Genomic DNA, 18,574 nt, shown 5'->3' on the forward strand with positions numbered 1-18,574 from the left:
AAGATTGGAAAAGAATTATGAGAAAATTGTTGTTAATTTTAAGTTTGTTCGTTATAAATATTATTGGATTGGCTTATGAGAAATGTAATCCTAAAACAATCTATGAAATTAGTGTAAATGATTTAAATGGAAGTTATTTTGGACAAAACAAAAAAGATGGAACAATTATGATAAAACTTGGTAAAAATGCTAACAAAGTACAGGCAATTCACTTTGATGAAAATAGGATTTTAAATAATTGTATTCTTGATCCCAAAATAACAGAATTTCATATTGAACATGGTTTATTTATCAATGCGATGTATGCTGAAATGATGGATGGTGTATATAATAATAATCAAGACATAAAAATAGATTATGATTCATGTCTTGAGAAAAATCATCAATTTTGTAAAATTTCTAAAGATGCAGATATTAACGGAAATCCTGTGGGAATTTCATTTAATCAAGAAGTTCAGGATATTGAAATTTATGGAAATATAGTTGACGTTGAAAAAAGAAATGATTATAAAAAAGTGATAATAGGTGAAGGATATGAGGAGGAGAATATTGCTGTATGTGCAAGTAAAAGTATTAGTGAAGAAAATTGTAAAAAAGAAAAATTCATAGTAAAATCTCCAAATGGTTATGCCAATCTTACTAGAAAAGCGTATGATAATTCGACTATTCGTGATAAAATAAAAAATGGAACAATTGTAGTCATAGATCCAATTGATATAAGTCCTTTTGATGTTGAAGGAGTATATGTTGAAGTTTTAGGACAACATAAATTTGGATACATTAATTGGAAATATTTGAAAAAGAAATAGTATTAAACATTTTAAATTTAAAATTTAGGAGAAATATAAATGGAAAATAATAATGTTGAAAATAAAAATTTAGTAAAAATTCTAATTGGAATAATAATTGCTCTTGTTCTAGTTATAGGATTTATCATCATAGGTAGTGGTATTTACCAATTTGTAAGTATGAAAAATAAAATAAGCGAGATGGAAAAAGTTCAAAAGGAACAAGAAAAACGACAGTTGGAAAATCAAATGATGGCTTCAGTACAAACTCAGGCTAAAGAAGACAACAAAAAAAGTGAAACCAAAACCAACGAAACTAAGACTGAAACTAAAGAAGTTGATCCATATGAAAGAAGATTTACAGCTTCTGATATGGATTATACACTTGTTGAAATAAAAGGAATAAGAAGTAATAACAAAATATTAGTTCAAGTTTTGGATGGAAAAGATAAAGGAAAAAAGGGATATATAAATTTAAAAGGCTTTAAAAACATAAGCACTTCTTCTCTAAAAAAATATATCGGTACAGTTTGGGCTGCAACAGGTATCAGTAATGGAGTAGAAATGGAATACGGCCTAATACTTCATTTACCAAATGCCAGCAGTAATCAGTTAGCTGAATATAATTTAAATAAATTGCTCATAGAAAGCAAAATGTCTGGAGATTCAGTCATTAAATACGACTGTGAGCGTGACACAGCAAGAAATTTTGTACAAAATTATGATTCTTCAGCTTGCTATTAAATATTCAAAAAAATACTCAGACAACTAATTACACCACTGTTTGAGTATTTTTTATACCAACTATTTTTCTAAATTCAACAGACAAATTTATTTTCCATTCTTCTTAATCTTCTTCAACCACTCATCTGCCGCCTTTTCAAATTTATTTTCCCCATGCTCGTAAAACTTGATTTTTTCATTCATATAAATTTGGTCTACATAATGATTTTCATAATTATGTGGGTATTTGTAGTCTTTTGCTCCAACTTTTGTGAGATGAACTGGTACTTCCTGAATTTTTTCATTTTCAATGTGGCTTAGTGCTGAATTTATAGCATTGTAGGCTGAATTGCTTTTGGGAGAAATTGCGAGATAGATTGCCACTTCAGATAAGATGATTCTAGCTTCGGGCATTCCAATTTCCTTTATTGCATTAAGTCCTGCCACAGCAACTGGTAAAGCCTGCGGATTTGCAAGCCCAATGTCTTCAGAAGCCAAAATTACAAGTCTTCTTGCAATATACAAAATATCTTCTCCGCCAGACAGCATTTTCGCCATCCAGTAGACAGTCGCATCAGGATCACTTCCACGAATACTTTTTATCATTGCTGAAATTGTATTGTACTTGTCTTCTGTCTTGTGGTATGATTTTTTTGTATTCAAAATTTCCTTTACTTCATCTAGCGTAAACTCCACTCCAACATTTGTTATCAGTTCCAAAATATTTATAGCCTGCCTTGCATCTCCTTCGATTATTTCCGAAATATATCCCAAAATATCATCTGAAATTCCAAAATTCTCCTTTTCATTAATATTTTTCAATATTTTAAGCAAATCATCCTCACTCAGCTTCTTAAATTCAAATGCCATACATCTTGATAACAATGCATTATTCAAGCTGTAATAAGGATTTTCAGTAGTCGCTCCAATTAAAATAATATTTCCATTTTCCAAATCTTCAAGCAGTGAATCCTGCTGCAACTTGTTAAATCTATGAATTTCATCTAAAAATAGTAATGTCTGCTGACCATTTGTGTGAAAGCTGCTGTGTGCCTTGTCAGAAATATTCTTTATATCAGTTACAGAGGCTTTTATAGCATTCAAATATTCATAATGGTAATTCATTTTATCAGCGATTATTTCTGCAAGCGTAGTTTTCCCTGTTCCCGGTGCTCCCCAGAAAATCGCATTCATAAAGTTTCCTCGCTCAATAATCTTCCTCAAAATCCCATTTTCCCCAACCAATCTCTTCTGCCCATAAAAATCATCAAGACTTTTGGGACGGTATCTAAATGCCAGCGGCTTCTTATCTTCATATACTTCATCAAATAAATTCATTTTTTTATATTTCCTTTTTTATAATTTTATTTAATTTTCTAAATATTAAAAATACAAATAAAAATTAACTTCTAAATAAGTAATTATTCTTTTTTTCTTTTAAAATTTCTATTTGTTGTTCTAATAAATAATTTTCCTCTTTCATTCCCCTTCTCCTTAAAACAAAAAAGTCTTGTCATAACTTATTTAAATACGACAAGACCGATGATCAAAACGATCAATTTATCTTGAATTAAGTATATCACTAAAACATTAATTCGTCAACAAACATTTTAATTTTTTTTAAATAAAGTAAATTATAAACACAAATATCATTTTTCAAAACTTTAATCACTAAACATCAATATTTTCAACAGTTTTAAAAACTATTCTTCTCCATAAAGTTTCTTTTTGTTATCTGAAAAAACATTTAAAATTAATATTATTGTAAATATTACAACAACAGATGATGTTAAATAAAAATAATAATTAAACACTACTTCCTGCATATTTGCATTTTGCATTATTTCTCTTATAAATCCAGAGAGTGTTTCCATTTTCCAGCCTTGACTTGTTTGAAGCAGATATAAATCTAAAAATAGCCCAGCAAAATAAAAAATTATCATTAGAATTATTGAACTTACGCCAGAAAAAATTATTGCAAATAGACTCTTTTTCTTATTATTCTCGTAAACTTTAATCGAAAATAAACACATTGTCAATAAAAATCCAATTAACTGCATCCCTTTTATTCCTTCTAAAACTCCCGTTTTAAAAAATATAGTAATTTTATCACTCATAGAAATACTCCCAGTATTTTTAACTATCGAATTTATCATCGAAAAAGTCACTCCAAGTGCAAATAAAACAATAGTTATCACTATTATAACAAAAGTCCAGAATTTTATTTTATTCAAATTCTCATTACCAAATCTAGTCTTCATCATTTTTATAAAAATAACACTTAATATAATCAGTACAACAAAGCTAAATAACGTCTGAACAAGCGTTACCATTTCTCCAGCTTTCAAATCTCCTGTTTTTGCCACACTATTGAAATAATAACTGCCAAAAATACCTCTTTGAAAAATTAGAATACTCCATGTAAAAATCATTATTCCAACTATTTTAACAGCTCCCAATAAAATATCAATAAAATTCCTATTTTCTATTTTTTCAAAATTTCTCATAAAAGCCTCCATTATATTTTAAATTTTTGTAAATCAACATTTACAATTTTAAGTATGATTTATTTCTCTTAAAAACTGTACTCTTTATAATCAAACCAGACATACCACAGTATTTTTTCTTTCTGATTAGGATATTCCCCAATAAGTTCTGTTACTATTGCCAATTCTTTTATTACTTCACTAAGCCACACATCTTCATCAGTTTCATCGTAATAAATTTCATATTTTTCCATTTTCTCTTCCGTTAAGTAATCACCAATTTTCAAATCTTCTGCTGGAAAATACTTCTCATCTTTTATATCAATCTTTACAATTTTTCCAGTTTTTGGATTTGCAAATAATGAATATTTCTGTTCCTTGTCTTCATACAGCAAATACTGACAATATTTTTTTAGATTTCTTTTCTCTGATTCAGGAATTACTTTTTCAATGTGATTTCCTAATTTTATTCCGCTATATTTACGGTTAATTTTAATATTTTCATCTAGTTTGACTTCTATTTTCCCTGTATCAAAATATCTCTTTAAGATTTTTTCAATTAACCTCAATTCATCCCAATAATATTTTTTTAAATTTACAAATTCAGGAACATCAAGATTTACGTTGTATTCCTGCAAATTATTTAAAAACTCCTCAGTATTCCCTATTTCAATTTCATCAAACCATTTATTATTAACAATATACTTTCCTTCTTTTTTACTTATATAAAAAAAAACGCAAAAAGCATAAATATCTCTAAATACTGCAATAATAAATGGCTCTCCATCCTTTGCTTCTTCGTTATAAATCAAAAATTTATTTTCAAAATTTCCATTTTTGGCTTTTACATATTTTTCTGTATTGTTTAAAATGTCACAAAGTAATTCATAATTTAAATTTTCCTTAATTATTACCTCTTCTTCTCCACTATCTGTTTCTTCTTTTTTATATTGATTATACAGCCACAATTTTAATTTTTTACTCATAAATTTTTTTAAAAGAAAGCTATCCCTAAATATTTTCTTTTCCCATAATGACTTATTCAACATAACTGAAAAACCTCACCTAATTTATTTCCCATTATATCATAAAAAGAGAACTCTGAAAATGTTAAAGTTTTCATTTAAAATTTTTACTTTTTCACTCCCTATTTACTTTTTTACCCAACCATATTATAATACATTTACCACAAAATGAATTAAAAAATTCAAATTTTAAATATAAAAAATTGAAAGGCTGATAACAATGAAAAAAAATATCTATTTTTATGAAACCAATACTCCAATTGGAAAAATTGGACTTGCCACAACAGAAAATGATTCTCATATTACTGATGTAATCTGGAATTATGAAATTGAAAAATTTAAAAATGATGATAATTTTCAAATTAAAGAAACCGAGTTAATAAAAAAGGCAAAAAATCAGTTATTTGAATATTTTTCGAAAAAACGAAAACAATTTGACTTGCCACTTTTAAAAGAAGGAACTCCTTTTCAAATTTCCGTCTGGAACGCTCTTGAAACAATCCCTTACGGCGAAACCCGTTCCTACAAGGACATATCCGTTGCCATTAATAACGAAAAAGCAGTCCGTGCAGTCGGAATGGCAAACAATCGAAATAAAATCTCAATTTTTATTCCCTGCCATCGTGTAATTGGTATGAATGGAAAGTTAGTCGGATATGGTGGAGGACTCCATATAAAAGAGTTTTTATTGGAACTGGAAGGTATTGAAATAAAATAATTTAAGAAAATTATATTGTAATTTAGGTATAATTTTATTTTTCATCAAATTTTCTACAGAAATATAAAAAACATTTGTATTCCAATTTAAAATATTGTATAATAAAAATATAAAAAAACACAAATAATCAATACATAAAATGAGATAAATATATTTAAAACATAAGGAGATGATATGCAATGTTTAAAAAAATTTTATTAATGGTTATACTTGCTATGTCTGTCGTGGGATGTGAGCTTTTAAGTCCAAGTTACTGGAATGATGTAAGTCAATCCAGAAGAGAAAGAGGAGAAAAATGTTATAGAAATGAAAATGGATATGCTTACTGCGTAGACAAGTACGGAAATAGAACATACTAGCTATATGTAATTTTATATTTCAACTTAAAATATTATTTAGTTAAAAAGAACACAAATAGTTAATACACAAAATCGAAGAAATATATTCACATAAATAGATAATTTAAACGGAAGGAAATGATATACAATGTTTAAGAAAATTTTATTGATGATTATACTTGCTATGTCTGTCGTGGGATGTGAGCTTCTAAGTCCAAAAGAATGGAGCGAATACAATAAGAGAAGGGCTGAAAGAGGTGTAAGGTGTTATGAGAGAGCTGATGGAATTTATTACTGCAATGATAAATACGGAAACAGAGTAGACTGATATATAATAGTATAGATATAAAACTAATCAATAAGATGGATAATGATAATCAGAAAAGAAGGAAACATATATTAAAGGCAGGGGCTTCCCATACAGGGGAATGCTTTCCCGCCTTTTTTTGATAAATATTTTATTTCTATTCTATCCCAGTTCAATTTCTTCATTAATTTTCTGATGAAAATCAATTTTGTTTTCAACATTAATAACATTAACTAATCATTTGTTTGACATATATTTTCTATAAAGCTATCTATTTTGTCTTATGTTATTCACTTCTTTTATTGTTTTCTGTATGAATGATATTTTTTATTCTAATAGGAACAATTTCATGCCCATATAGAGCAATTTCCTCTGAAGGAATTTTTTTGATACAAATTGCAGTTAATAAAATATTTTCGTTGATTTTTATTATTTTTTATGTTAAAATTTTATTAACAAAAATAACAAGAAAGGGTGTGAATTTTATGATAACCGTTTCTATAAATGCTCATCCTGACATAGAAGATAAAATAAACAACTATGTTAAGGAAAACAATATCAATTTAAACCAAGTAATGTTAGATTTAATTCTTGAAAAAATCGAAGATGAAGAGGACTACAAATTGGCTGTTGAAGCTTATGAAGAATATAAGTTAAACAAGGAAAAAGCAATTTCATTTGAAGATTTAGTAAAAAAAATGGGATTGGAAAATGAAATATAAAGTTATCATTAGACAAAAAGCTGAAAAACAATTAAATAAACTAGATGATTCTATGAAACTAAAAATTATGCGATACATTAAACAAAATCTTAATAACACAGATAATCCAAAAAAATTTGGTAAAGCATTAATACTATTTCCCATTTAAAGAGTAGAAATTAAAAAATTCATGGAGTTAAAGCGTTTTTTACAAGATTGTACTGTTATACAACCAAAATATCCTTTAATTAAATTTAATTATTAAGTATTCATATAAGGGATTCTTATTCAGATTTTGAAAAACTGTTTATTGTTCATAAATATTTATAAATAAAGTTTAGTATTAGAAATAAAAAAACTGCCTTCTATTCTTAAAAATAAGAGTATTAGACAGTTTTTACAAATTTTGACTCCATTCTTACAAACATTTCTTATTTAATAATTCTATTTTAATGTAGATTTTGTAATTTCTATACAATCAAGAATGAAATAACTTTTAGTTTGAATTTAAAAAAAGTTAATTATAAAATTTTTCAGTATCTGTAATTTCATTTTCACTTCTAGCTACAACCAATGTACATACAGCATCTCCTGTTATATTTACTGCTGTCCTGAACATGTCTATTATTCTGTCAACACCAATTACAACTCCAATTCCTTCAAGCGGTAATCCTGCCTGTTTTAACACAAGTGACAGCATAAGCATTCCTGCTCCAGGAACTCCTGCTGTACCGACAGAAGCCAGCACTGCTGTTAAAATAATTCCTAAATATTGTGTCGGACCTAAATTAATATTGTAAAGATTTGCAATAAAGACCGCCGCAACACCTTGCATAATCGCTGTACCATCCATATTTACTGTGGCTCCTAAAGGAATTGTGAATGAGCTTATTTCTTCGGATACGCCAAATTTTTCTGATAAAGTTTCAATATTTATTGGAATTGTTGCATTACTGCTGGATGTAGAAAATGCAACCGATATTACATTAAAGAATTTTTTGAAAAATCTTAATGGATTTACCTTTGCCATAGTTACCAGCATTACTTGATAGACACCTGCATGAATAACAAATGCAAATAATGTCGCCGCAACAAATCCAAGTAATCTTATCAGCACATCCACACCAGTTGAAGCAACTACTTTTGAAATTAACGCAAATACACCTACTGGCGCAACTTTCATTATCAGTTCTACCATCTTTAACACAAGTTCATTTGATTCTTCAAGTAAAACTTTTAAATTTTTTACTTTATCTCCTAAAGTTGAAATTGCAACTCCCAACAGTAGAAAAAATACTATAATTGCAAGCATTTTTTCATCTGACATTGCATTAATGATATTTTTGGGAACCATATCAAGCAGAACATCAATAAGTTTACCTTGCTCCGCAATCTTAAATTCACCTTTAGGAAGTTCTCCATGAACCATTCCCTTTCCAATTCCAGAAACTTTTGCTACAAATAATCCGATTGCTACAGCAATGGCAGTAGTTGCAAAATAAAATCCTAAAACCTTTGTACCAATTCTTTTAAGTTTTTTTATATCTCCAATGGAAGCCGCGCCCATTGCAAGAGAAATAGAAACTAACGGCACAATCATAACTTTCATAAGATTGATGAACATTCCTCCCAAAAAAGCAAGAACCGAATCAATAACAACATCTTTCACAAACGGATCTTTTGCAAAAGGGCTTAGTATCAGCCCAAATATAATTCCAAGTACTAGTCCAATCATTATTCGGGTTGTTAATCCTATTTTTTTCATAGATTTTTTACAGTATAAAATACTGCCTCCTTTCTCAAATTTATAAAATATACTATATTTTAACTTTTTATTGAAAAATTTACAACCCATTTTAAAAAATTTTTATTATTTTTGAATATTTTTTTAAATTCATAACTTATTTAGACTAAATTTTCGCGTGTATAAAAGTTGACATTATCTAGTATTTCTATATTTAAAATTCAAGGCCTCTAATACAGTATCAAAAATATCAATATTAAAATTTTTTTTATTTACATTCATAGATTTTAGAAACTCCTCATTATTTCTAAATGATTTCCATAATAATTTCTTCCCTGCTTCGTCAATATTAATCTTATCATAGATTGTATAATATATTTTTCAAATTACAAATTATCTATTGATATTTCCGTAAAATCTTTTATGACATACGAAACTCCATCAATTGATGATAATTTATTGGTATCGAGTGTTGAAGAAACAGCTATAATTTTTGAAGCATTTGCCCTCTTTGCCGCCTCTATTCCGAGTATTGCATCTTCAAATACTGCACAGTTTTCAATATCCACATTTATATTTTTGGCTGCTTTCAAAAAAATATCTGGTTCTGGCTTTCCTTTAAAACTTCCGTCAGTATAAACAACTTTATTTATATCAAACCATTTGCCCAAATTTAGATGTTCAAAATAAAATTTTACATTGCTTATCGGAGCACCTGTTGCTATAGTAATTGGAATACCAGCCTCTTTTAACTTATTAAGAAATTCTGGCAATCCTTTTACTAATTTGAACATTTTCTCATCTTTTAGGCACATATCCCGATACATGCTTTCCTTTTCTTCTCCTAGTTTTTGAACTTCTTCATTTGAAAAATCTTTGTTAAAAAAGTATGAAAGTACAGTTTTATTATTTCCACCATGAATATACTTATGAATTTCTTCATTTGTTATTTCCCTACCAATTTTGCTTCTTAAAAATTTTTTCCATACATCTTCCTGTAAAGCACTATCAAAAAGCATTGTTCCATTAAAATCAAATAATATCCCTTTTATTTTCATTTTTCCTCCAAGTAAGCAAAAAATATTGATTATTTTAAAATATTACTTTCAATTTTATTTTTTTCCAATTTATATCAGAAAGTTTTACCTTAAATTTTATTATAAAATTTGGACTAATAAACTTTGGTATCCTTCCAAAACTAACGCTTTTCCATCATTTTTAATATTCTCATAATTATTAATCAGAATATCTCCTAGCTTGATTTCTGTTTCGTCAATATTTTTAGCAATTTCGCTTAGCTCCACTTTTTGTTTTTTATCAGAAAAATTATTAATACAAAGAACTTGCTGATTTTCATATTTTCTTACATATGCGATTATTTCATCATTTCCTACTTCTACTGGAATAAATTCCCCATAAATCAGGCAATCTGAATATTTTCCATTTTGTCGTAAATCAATCATTTTTTTATAATGGGCAAAAATTGAATTTTCATTATTTATTTGAGATTCTGCATTTACTTTATCTTGACTTCCAGTCAATTCTATCCATGCTTTTACATCTTCATTTTTTGAAAATCCTGCATTTTTACTGCTATTCCATTGGAAAGGTGTTCTTGAATTGTCACGGCTTCTTTTGTTTACAAAATATAGTGCTTCTTTAGGAGAAAAACCTTCTCCCAATGCACGTTGATACTGATCTTTGCTGGCAATATCATCAAACTGTGCTATGTCAGTTCTCTCAAAATTGTCCATTCCTATTTCCTGTCCCTGATAAATAAACGGTGTCCCACGTAAAAAGAAAAACAATGTCGCAAGTAATTTTGCATTTATTTCATTTGCTTTTTTCCCTAAAAATTTATTCAAACTTCTTGGCAAATCGTGATTTTCTAAAAATGGTGCTCCCCATCCATATTTCTGCTGTGTCAGCTGACTTTCAAAAATTTTTTTTCTCAATTCATTAATTTTCACATCCTGCACTGAATAGTAAAAACCTTCTTTCGCCATATCCAAATCAGAATAGCTGAAATCAAAAATCATTGAAAAAAATCCATCTTCACCAATAAAATCATTGTATCTTTCGTATTCAAGTAAAGGTGTTTCAGCTACAGTCATGCAGTTGTACTTCTTAAATGTTTTTTCTGCCAGTTCTCCTAAAAATTCCTCAATTCCTGGCTGATTTAACGTATATTTTATGCTAAATGCAAAACCATCCGCTCCATCAACAGGCAAGTCTAGATAATCTTTGTCTTTTTTTATTGAATTTATAGCATCTACCCTGAAACCTGCAATTCCTTTTTCCAGCCAGTAATTTACCATTTTATAAAGTTCTTCCCTAACTTCAGGATTTTCCCAATTTAAATCAGGCTGTTTCTTTGAAAATAAATGTAAATAATACATTTCATTCCCATTTTCATCAGTTTCTCCTTCAACCTTTTCCCAAGCAGAACCTCCAAAATGACTTCTCCAGTTTGTTGGTGGCAGTCCATTTTTCCCTCTTTTAAAAATATAATAATTTCTATACTTGCTTTCAGGATTTTTCAATGCTTCTATAAACCACTCATGCTCATCTGAAGTGTGATTAATTACCAAGTCCAGAATTATCTTTATTCCTCTTTTTTCCGCCTCTACAATTAATCTTTCTAAATCTTCCTTTGTTCCAAATTCAGGATTTATATCATAATAATCAGAAATATCGTATCCATTGTCATCCATTGGCGACTTATACACAGGACAAATCCAGATAAGAGTTATCCCCAGTTCTTTTAGATAGTCCAATTTTTCAGTAATTCCATTCAAATCTCCAATTCCATCATTGTTGCTGTCATAAAAACTTCTTGGATATATTTGATATCCAACTTCTTTCTTCCACCACTTTTTATCTAGTTTTTTTGTATCCATATTTTCTCCTTTTTTAGAATTATTTTATATTATCAATAAAAAGATTATCTCACAAGTTAAGAGTAATTCATAAATAAATTTTTAAACTTTTGAGATAATCCTATAAATTAAGTATATTTGTTAATTATTTCAACACTGGCCAGAAGTCTTTATTTGCTTCAATTAAGTCATCCAATATTGCTTTTGCAACAGATGCACTTGGTACTGTTCTTGACAATGTGATTGCTTGCCATAATTTTTGGTATGAACCTTCTATCCATGCTTCTACTGTCAATTTTTCAACTGATACTTGTTGTTCCATTAATCCTTTTTGGAATTGAGGGATTTTACCTTGAACAATTTTTTCTGGTCCATTTGAACCTACTATACAAGGCACTTCAACCATTGCAGTTGGATCAAAGTTTGAGATTGCTCCGTCATTTTCTACTATTAATAACATTCTTTCTTTTGTATCATAAGCGATTGCTCTTGCAAGGTCAACTATATATGAAGCATGATCATCAACGTGAAGTTTGCTATCTTTTGCTGTTCCTTTTTCAGCGATTGCTCTACATTCTCCGAATACAAATTTTTCTCTTCCTTCCATTACTTCATTTGCTCTTGTATGGTTAGGATTTGAATGTTCTACCACATAGTCAGGGAAGAAATAGTATTTTAAGTATGTGTTTGGCAATGTTGTTGGATCGATTGCAAATACATCTTTTGCTTTTGTAAATGTGTCATTCCAGCTTGCTTCTGTGTTTTCGCCTTCAATTGGTACATTATATCCAACTTTTGCAACTTTTTCCTTTAACGCAGGCATTAAGTCATTTCCTTCTTTATCTCTAATGTCTGTCCACCATCCAAAGTGATTTAATCCAAAGTATCTAATTACCATATCTTTTCTTGATTTAAGCCCAAGCATTTCAGCCATTCTTATTTCAATTCCGATTGGCATGTCACAAATATTTAATATTTTAGAGTTTGGACGTAATCTTCTAGTTGCTTCTGCTACGATTGCTGCAGGATTTGAATAATTTAACATCCATGCATTTGGTGAATATTTTTCCATATAATCAACTAATTCTATAACTCCGCCAATTGAACGCATTCCATAAGAAATTCCTCCAGGTCCGCAAGTTTCTTGTCCTAATACTCCATGTCTTAAAGGTATCTTTTCATCTTTTTCACGCATTGCATATTTTCCAACTCTTATATGTGCCATAACAAAGTCTACATCTGTAAATGCTGTTTCAGGGTCTGTTGTATAAACAAAGTTAATATCAGGTGCTTTTTCCTTTATAATAATGTCACAAGCCTTTGCTATAACTTCTTGTCTTTCTGCATCGTTATCATAAAATTTTATTTGTCTAATCGGAAATTTATCTAAATTTTCAAGTAACATCAACACAATTCCTGGAGTAAATGTACTCCCTCCACCAGCTACTGCAATTGAAAATTTCTTCATAAATAATCATCTCCATTTCTATTTTTATTAATTTTTATTTCCTATTTTCATTATTTATTATATCACAATTTTTTTAAATGTCAATACTTTTATATAAATCTTTTTTTATTGATATTTATTATTATTTATTGTATAATCATAGTGATAATACTTAAAATTGAACTTAAAAATTATAAGAAAGGTTTATATAAATGAATGAATAAATATGCAAAAGTATATCACGATATAAAAGATAAAATTAAAAAAGGTAAACTAAAGCCTGGAGATTTTCTAAAAAAAGAAGACGATTTGGCACTAGATTATAATTTTTCCAAGCTGACTGTGAGAAAAGCTCTCTCTATGCTAGAAGCAGAAGGCTACATTCAAAAAATAAAAGGAAAAAAATCTATTATACTTGAGAAAAAAAATCTGGAAAATATTTCTTTAACTTCCATTCAGACTGTACAAGAAATTAACAAGCTTCAAAATATTCATCTTGAAACTGATTTAATCAGTTTATACATCGTTCAAGGAGTAAAAAAACTAATGGAAGAATTTCAAGTACCTGAAAGTGCTGATTTTTATAAAGTTGTCCGTACCAATTCTTTAAATGGGGAAGTTTTAAATTATTCTACGAGTTTTTTTGACAGAAAAATTGTACCTTTTCTAAATGAAGAAATAGCAAAAAAATCAATATATGAATATCTGGAAAAAGAACTTAACCTAAAAATAGCTTATTCCCGTAGAGATATTAGTTTTAGAAAAATTACTTCTGAAGAACAGAAATATCTTAAGCTAGAGGATATAAATATGGTTGTTGTTATTGAAACTCATGCCTATCTTTCAAATGGCACTCTATTTCAATACGAAACAATTATTCACCATCCTGAAAAATTTACTTTTAGTGCAATTGCAAAAAGATAAGTATTTTAAAAATAAAAGAAAGAACTTTCTTAAGTCTTATATTAAAATTTTTGACTTTTGAAAATTCTTTCTTGATTTTTTTATAAAATTCAAATTTAATTATTTATCAAATTTTATTTTTATCCTTTTTTCATCATTTCTTCGATTCTTTCTCTTACTTGAGGTACTGACAATCCAATGATTACTTGAATAGCTGATCCTTTTCTAACTACACCATGAGCTCCTGCTGCTTTAAATGCTGCGTCTGGCGATAATTTACTCGGATCTTTTACACTTACTCTAAGTCTAGTTGCACAGTTATTAAGCTCTTCAATATTTTCCCTTCCACCTAATGCTTCAAGGATAATTGCACCTTTTTGAGCATATTCATCTCCGCCTGCTGTTCCACCTGCTGTATTTCCTTCACCGTGTTTAGCTTTATAATCAGCTTTAGTATAAAGTTTCATTTCTTCATCTTCGTCTTCTCTACCTGGAGTTTTCAGATTCATTTTTTGAATCAGGAACTTAAATACGAAGAAGTATATTGCTGTAAATATTAATCCTATTATTATTTGAGTAAATACTGTTCCAGAGTGATTTTTAAACATAGGTATCCAGTTCAGGAACAAGAAGTCAAGTAATCCTCCACCCATATTTCCAACTACTCCAAAAGCATACATTGTTGCCGCCATTGTTGCCGCTAAAAATGCGTGAACTGCAAACAATACTGGAGCTATAAATAAGAATGTAAATTCCAATGGCTCAGTTATACCTGAAACTACGGCTGTAAATACTATAGGTATTAATAATGCCGCTACAACTTTTTTCTTATTAGGTTTTGCTGTAGCATACATAGCAAGAGCTATCCCTGCCGCACCAAATATTTTTGAGTTTCCATGTAACGCGAATCCACCTTGCGGAAATAAAGATTTCAATGATTGTGTGCTTTGAGCAAATTCTTTTATATGTTCAACCCAGTAAACTTGAATTCCGTTAGGAACAGCTGCCGGTCCGAATATGAATGGTGTATAAACAAAGTGGTGTAATCCAGTTGGAATCAATATTCTTTCTAAGAATGTATAAATCCATACCCCAAATACTCCTGAAGCTTTCATAAATCCTTGCATTGCACCAATTCCCAATTGAACTTTAGGCCAAATTAATACTGTTAAGAATGCACAAGGAATCATCACTACAAATCCTACCATGTATACAAATACTGAACCTTGGAATACTCCTAAGAAATCAGGTAATTTTTGATCAAAATATTTATTATGCAGATATACTACTAATGCTGCTATCAAGATACCACCAAATAAGTTTGTGTCTAATGTTGGAACTCCACCTATTGCAGCATATCCTGTTACTTTATCTGCTACCATTTTAGCTGTATCTACTCCAGAAAATACTTTTAATATTGCAGCTACAAAATAGTTAAATGTCATGTATAATGCAAATGTTTCCATACATGCTCTGGCATTTGTTTTTGTTGCCAAACTTATTGGTAACCCTATCGCGAATAATAACGGCATTTGTCTAAATACTGTCCAACCACCTTCTGCTACCACATACCAGAAATTATACCATATTGTACCTTCTTCAGCAATGCTCCCCATAACTTGCGTATTAGTGAATACTGAAGCCAATCCTACCACTATCCCCGTAAATGCAAATAATAGAACTGGCGCCATCATTGCTCCACCAAAACGTTGAATTTTTTTCATCATGTTTAGTACCTCCTAAAAATTTTTATATATTTGATTTATTTTTTCCTTATTTTAAATATACCACACTTTTTTAAATTGTCAATACATTTACGTATATCTTTTTTCAGATTTTTTTATAAAAAAATAATCGCTGTATTAAAAAACAACGATTATTACTGGTTTTATACATATATTTAGAATTATAAATTTATTTTAAAATCATTATTTTTTCATTTAAATTTAAATTTCTATTTCGACTTCTACACCAAAGTGATCTGATACTACACCTTTATTTTTTCCGTTAAAGATAACTTTGCTTTCTTTTACTTTGATTTCCTTAGTACAGAATATGTAGTCTATTCTCTTTTTCGACTTATCTTGAGCCCATCCATGTATTCCTTTATCCACTGTCACACCACTGTCTTTTTTTTCAGCAAGTGTATATGTATCAAATAAGCCTTGATTTAAAATATTTTGATAATCTTCAGGATTCCCATTGGCATCTGTATTAAAGTCACCCATTAATATTTTCAAATTATCAGTTTTAGATCTGTTCAAAATATTTCTTAAATTTTCTCCCATATCTTCAGTTTCACAATTTGGTAAATTCATGTGACAACTGTAAAATTCAACATCCTGTCCTTTATAATCAATAGTAATACTAACTATTCTTCTTGCCGATATTGTTCTTACCGACTGTGCAAAAGTACAGTAAAATTCATCTTCAGCCTTGATTTTATGTCTCGTTATTACTGCCACGCCTTCATTATATTTGCTAAATCCAATATGCGAGTTGCTCCAGTGGTAATAATAATCAGTGTCTGTATATTCCTGTAATTTTTCCAGAAGAACCCATCCATAGTTTTCCTGTCTTATATCGTCAAAAATTACAGGATTGTTCATAAGCTGGTTTACTTCCTGCATTGCTATTACATCATACTGCTTTTCAGCTATATCTTTTGCAAGAATATCAATTTTTTCCATTTGATTTTCTTCTAACCATGCATGTACATTTATTGTCAATAATTTCATAAAATTACAACCTTTCTATCTAAATTTTATTATTAAATTTATTCCTCTTCCAGATAACTATTTACTAAATCATCGCATTTTTTCCTATTTACTGTCATTAATTCAAAAACATTATCCCTATTTTGCTTTAATTCTTCCAAATCAACTTTTTCCTTAGTTTTGAAAACATACCCCAGAATATCCAGATTGCATTTTCTTCTTAATATTGTTTCATTGGAAACTAATTTTGAAATACCGTTTATTTCCTGCTTTTTCTGAATTATTTCAACTAATTCCTTATAATTTTCAGGCTTTATTTTTTCACTTCCTTTTTCAAAAAAGTGCTGCGACTGAACAAATAATATATTGTTTTTATTCTCTTTTTTTTCATTAAATATTATTACCTGATTTTTTAGTGTATTGTTAAAGGGTATAGAAACTACATATTCTATTTTATCAGATTTTATAAAATTCTTCATTTCCTCGTTTTTTAACAGATAAAAGGCATCCTTTTCTACTATTCCTTTTTTACTGTTGCTTAAAAAACTATACAGCAACTTGCTGGTATCCGAGTTTTTGGTTAGCATCACTGCAGAATCTTTATTAGATTTTGAATTTTTTAATGAGTATAAAATCTCTATAATTGCATTTTTTTCATCCGTTTCTATTTTTTCACGATAAAAATTATTCCCTTCAAAAAAATCAACGCTATACAATATTTCATTATTTCTTATATCTAAAAATTCCAGTGATAATTGATTAACGCTTTCATCACGTGTAATTGGCAGATTAATTACATTGTCTAAATAATTTTGTGCAATTTTTGCATATTTCCCTCTTAAAATATTCAGTTTCAGCTCCATTTCCAGTTCCGGTAGGCTTTCGATAAACCCTTGCTTGTCCGGATGTTCTTCTATAAAACTGTATGTCTGGCTGAATATTGCTATTCTATTTGATAAATTTTTCATATTTTCCAAATATGTGCCGTTCAAATTATACTTAAATCCCAGATTATTTAAATATTCCAAAAATAAATAGCTGTCGTCTCTTAAATCTTCCAGTTCTTCATAAACAACCTTACTTGCACAGATAACATATAAAAGTAGAGACATTTTCAAAATCTGTAATTTTTTCTGATTTTTATTATTTTCCAACTCATCTGTTATAAGTTCAAAGAATTTATTCTTCATTTATTATCACCTTATTTTTCGCTAGAATTTTTTCTTCGATATATTTTTTCTTAATTTTCAGATACTCTATCGTATTTTCTTCCTCATTTTCAAAACTTGTTATTATTTCAACCATTCTGTCCTGTTCTTCCCTATCAGGCAAGTCTATGTCAAGTTCAACAATATCAGTTTTATTTACAGCTCTGACAGCGCTCATGGTCTTGTATTTCTTTTCAAAATAAAGCAGCAGCAGCTCTGTCTTTAAAAGCCATTGCAAATACTTGGGATTTATTCTGTCGTTTGCCCGTAAAATGAAGTAAAGCGTTGCAGGAAGTACATTTTCGTATTCCTTGTCAACATATACGACTTCTATTTTACTCCCTTTTGCCTGAAACAGCACGTCGTTCTTTCTTACAAAGTATTTTTCATTTATTTTATTTTTCCCATTTTTATATCTTTCAGGAACTTCCGCATTTTCAAAGCTCTCTATCTTCCCATTATTTACAAGCGTCGGATTTAACAAAAGATAACCTGTTTCCGAATCGGCTGTTTTTACATTTAATGGTGCTATTATATCTACATTATCTCCTAATTTCATATTTTCACTTCCCTTCCCTTGTAAATATTAT

18 protein-coding genes are annotated in these 18,574 nt (G+C 28.9%); 7 read left to right on the forward strand and 11 right to left on the reverse strand.

Annotation, left to right across the window (positions count from 1 at the left end; translation table 11 throughout):
- Window positions 1-17: 17 nt before the first annotated feature.
- Together FVE77_RS07965 and FVE77_RS07970 are read left to right on the forward strand one after the other, a co-directional pair.
- Window positions 18-809 (forward strand): hypothetical protein, encoded by a 792-nt coding sequence (locus FVE77_RS07965; protein WP_026746031.1) that lies wholly within the window; start codon window positions 18-20, stop codon window positions 807-809.
- Window positions 810-848: 39 nt separating this feature from the next.
- The gene (locus tag FVE77_RS07970; protein ID WP_026746030.1) at window positions 849-1,532 is read left to right on the forward strand and encodes a hypothetical protein; all 684 of its coding nucleotides are present in this window, start codon (window positions 849-851) and stop codon (window positions 1,530-1,532) included.
- A gap of 87 nt (window positions 1,533-1,619) precedes the next feature.
- On the opposite strand, the gene FVE77_RS07975 is transcribed toward FVE77_RS07970, so the two are convergent.
- The 3 genes from FVE77_RS07975 to FVE77_RS12855 form a co-directional block, all read right to left on the reverse strand.
- Entirely contained in the window at window positions 1,620-2,849 is a 1,230-nt protein-coding gene (locus FVE77_RS07975) for a replication-associated recombination protein A (protein WP_026746029.1), read from the reverse strand.
- 365 nt (window positions 2,850-3,214) lie between these two features.
- The gene (locus FVE77_RS07980) at window positions 3,215-4,018 is read right to left on the reverse strand and encodes a hypothetical protein (protein WP_026746028.1); all 804 of its coding nucleotides are present in this window, start codon (window positions 4,016-4,018) and stop codon (window positions 3,215-3,217) included.
- Window positions 4,019-4,086: 68 nt separating this feature from the next.
- The gene (locus tag FVE77_RS12855) at window positions 4,087-4,983 is read right to left on the reverse strand and encodes a hypothetical protein (RefSeq protein ID WP_232052900.1); all 897 of its coding nucleotides are present in this window, start codon (window positions 4,981-4,983) and stop codon (window positions 4,087-4,089) included.
- Between the two features lie 259 nt (window positions 4,984-5,242).
- Here FVE77_RS12855 and FVE77_RS07990 point away from each other — a divergent pair, with 259 nt between their 5' ends.
- The 4 genes from FVE77_RS07990 to FVE77_RS08005 all read left to right on the forward strand — a co-directional run bounded on the left by FVE77_RS07990 (window position 5,243) and on the right by FVE77_RS08005 (window position 7,107).
- Window positions 5,243-5,740, forward strand: coding sequence for a methylated-DNA--[protein]-cysteine S-methyltransferase (locus FVE77_RS07990; protein WP_026746026.1), 498 nt, complete (start codon window positions 5,243-5,245; stop codon window positions 5,738-5,740).
- A 179-nt stretch (window positions 5,741-5,919) separates the two neighbouring features.
- Window positions 5,920-6,099, forward strand: a complete 180-nt coding sequence (locus FVE77_RS07995; protein WP_026746025.1) for a hypothetical protein — start codon at window positions 5,920-5,922, stop codon at window positions 6,097-6,099.
- A gap of 127 nt (window positions 6,100-6,226) precedes the next feature.
- Entirely contained in the window at window positions 6,227-6,406 is a 180-nt protein-coding gene (locus FVE77_RS08000) for a hypothetical protein (RefSeq protein ID WP_026746024.1), read from the forward strand.
- A gap of 464 nt (window positions 6,407-6,870) precedes the next feature.
- Complete coding sequence (locus FVE77_RS08005; RefSeq protein WP_026746023.1) at window positions 6,871-7,107, forward strand: DUF6290 family protein; 237 nt, start codon at window positions 6,871-6,873, stop codon at window positions 7,105-7,107.
- Window positions 7,108-7,603: 496 nt separating this feature from the next.
- On the opposite strand, the gene FVE77_RS08015 is transcribed toward FVE77_RS08005, so the two are convergent.
- The 4 genes from FVE77_RS08015 to FVE77_RS08030 all read right to left on the reverse strand — a co-directional run bounded on the left by FVE77_RS08015 (window position 7,604) and on the right by FVE77_RS08030 (window position 13,177).
- Window positions 7,604-8,851, reverse strand: coding sequence for a dicarboxylate/amino acid:cation symporter (locus tag FVE77_RS08015; protein WP_026746022.1), 1,248 nt, complete (start codon window positions 8,849-8,851; stop codon window positions 7,604-7,606).
- A gap of 365 nt (window positions 8,852-9,216) precedes the next feature.
- On the reverse strand, window positions 9,217-9,888 hold the full coding sequence (locus tag FVE77_RS08020; protein WP_026746021.1) for an HAD family hydrolase: 672 nt from the start codon (window positions 9,886-9,888) through the stop codon (window positions 9,217-9,219).
- Window positions 9,889-9,987: 99 nt separating this feature from the next.
- The gene (locus FVE77_RS08025; protein WP_026746020.1) at window positions 9,988-11,730 is read right to left on the reverse strand and encodes a glycoside hydrolase family 13 protein; all 1,743 of its coding nucleotides are present in this window, start codon (window positions 11,728-11,730) and stop codon (window positions 9,988-9,990) included.
- 124 nt (window positions 11,731-11,854) lie between these two features.
- Window positions 11,855-13,177 (reverse strand): 6-phospho-alpha-glucosidase, encoded by a 1,323-nt coding sequence (locus tag FVE77_RS08030; protein WP_026746019.1) that lies wholly within the window; start codon window positions 13,175-13,177, stop codon window positions 11,855-11,857.
- Window positions 13,178-13,372: 195 nt separating this feature from the next.
- On the opposite strand from FVE77_RS08030, the gene FVE77_RS08035 reads away from it, so the two are divergent.
- The gene (locus tag FVE77_RS08035; RefSeq protein ID WP_026746018.1) at window positions 13,373-14,080 is read left to right on the forward strand and encodes a GntR family transcriptional regulator; all 708 of its coding nucleotides are present in this window, start codon (window positions 13,373-13,375) and stop codon (window positions 14,078-14,080) included.
- A gap of 119 nt (window positions 14,081-14,199) precedes the next feature.
- Here FVE77_RS08035 and FVE77_RS08040 read toward each other — a convergent pair whose 3' ends face one another.
- From FVE77_RS08040 to FVE77_RS08055, 4 genes are all read right to left on the reverse strand, one after another.
- A complete protein-coding gene (locus tag FVE77_RS08040; protein ID WP_026746017.1) occupies window positions 14,200-15,786 on the reverse strand; it encodes an alpha-glucoside-specific PTS transporter subunit IIBC in 1,587 nt (528 codons plus the stop codon).
- A gap of 219 nt (window positions 15,787-16,005) precedes the next feature.
- Window positions 16,006-16,797 (reverse strand): endonuclease/exonuclease/phosphatase family protein, encoded by a 792-nt coding sequence (locus tag FVE77_RS08045; protein ID WP_026746016.1) that lies wholly within the window; start codon window positions 16,795-16,797, stop codon window positions 16,006-16,008.
- Window positions 16,798-16,835: 38 nt separating this feature from the next.
- Window positions 16,836-17,966: an N-6 DNA methylase gene (locus FVE77_RS08050; protein ID WP_026746015.1), complete on the reverse strand. Its 1,131-nt coding sequence runs from the start codon at window positions 17,964-17,966 to the stop codon at window positions 16,836-16,838.
- Window positions 17,956-18,543, reverse strand: a complete 588-nt coding sequence (locus FVE77_RS08055) for a restriction endonuclease subunit S (protein WP_026746014.1) — start codon at window positions 18,541-18,543, stop codon at window positions 17,956-17,958. The genes FVE77_RS08050 and FVE77_RS08055 overlap by 11 nt, the downstream gene beginning before the upstream one ends.
- Between the last annotated feature and the right edge of the window lie 31 nt (window positions 18,544-18,574).

Source organism: Leptotrichia hofstadii (genome assembly GCF_007990525.1).
In the GTDB taxonomy this organism is placed as follows: domain Bacteria; phylum Fusobacteriota; class Fusobacteriia; order Fusobacteriales; family Leptotrichiaceae; genus Leptotrichia; species Leptotrichia hofstadii.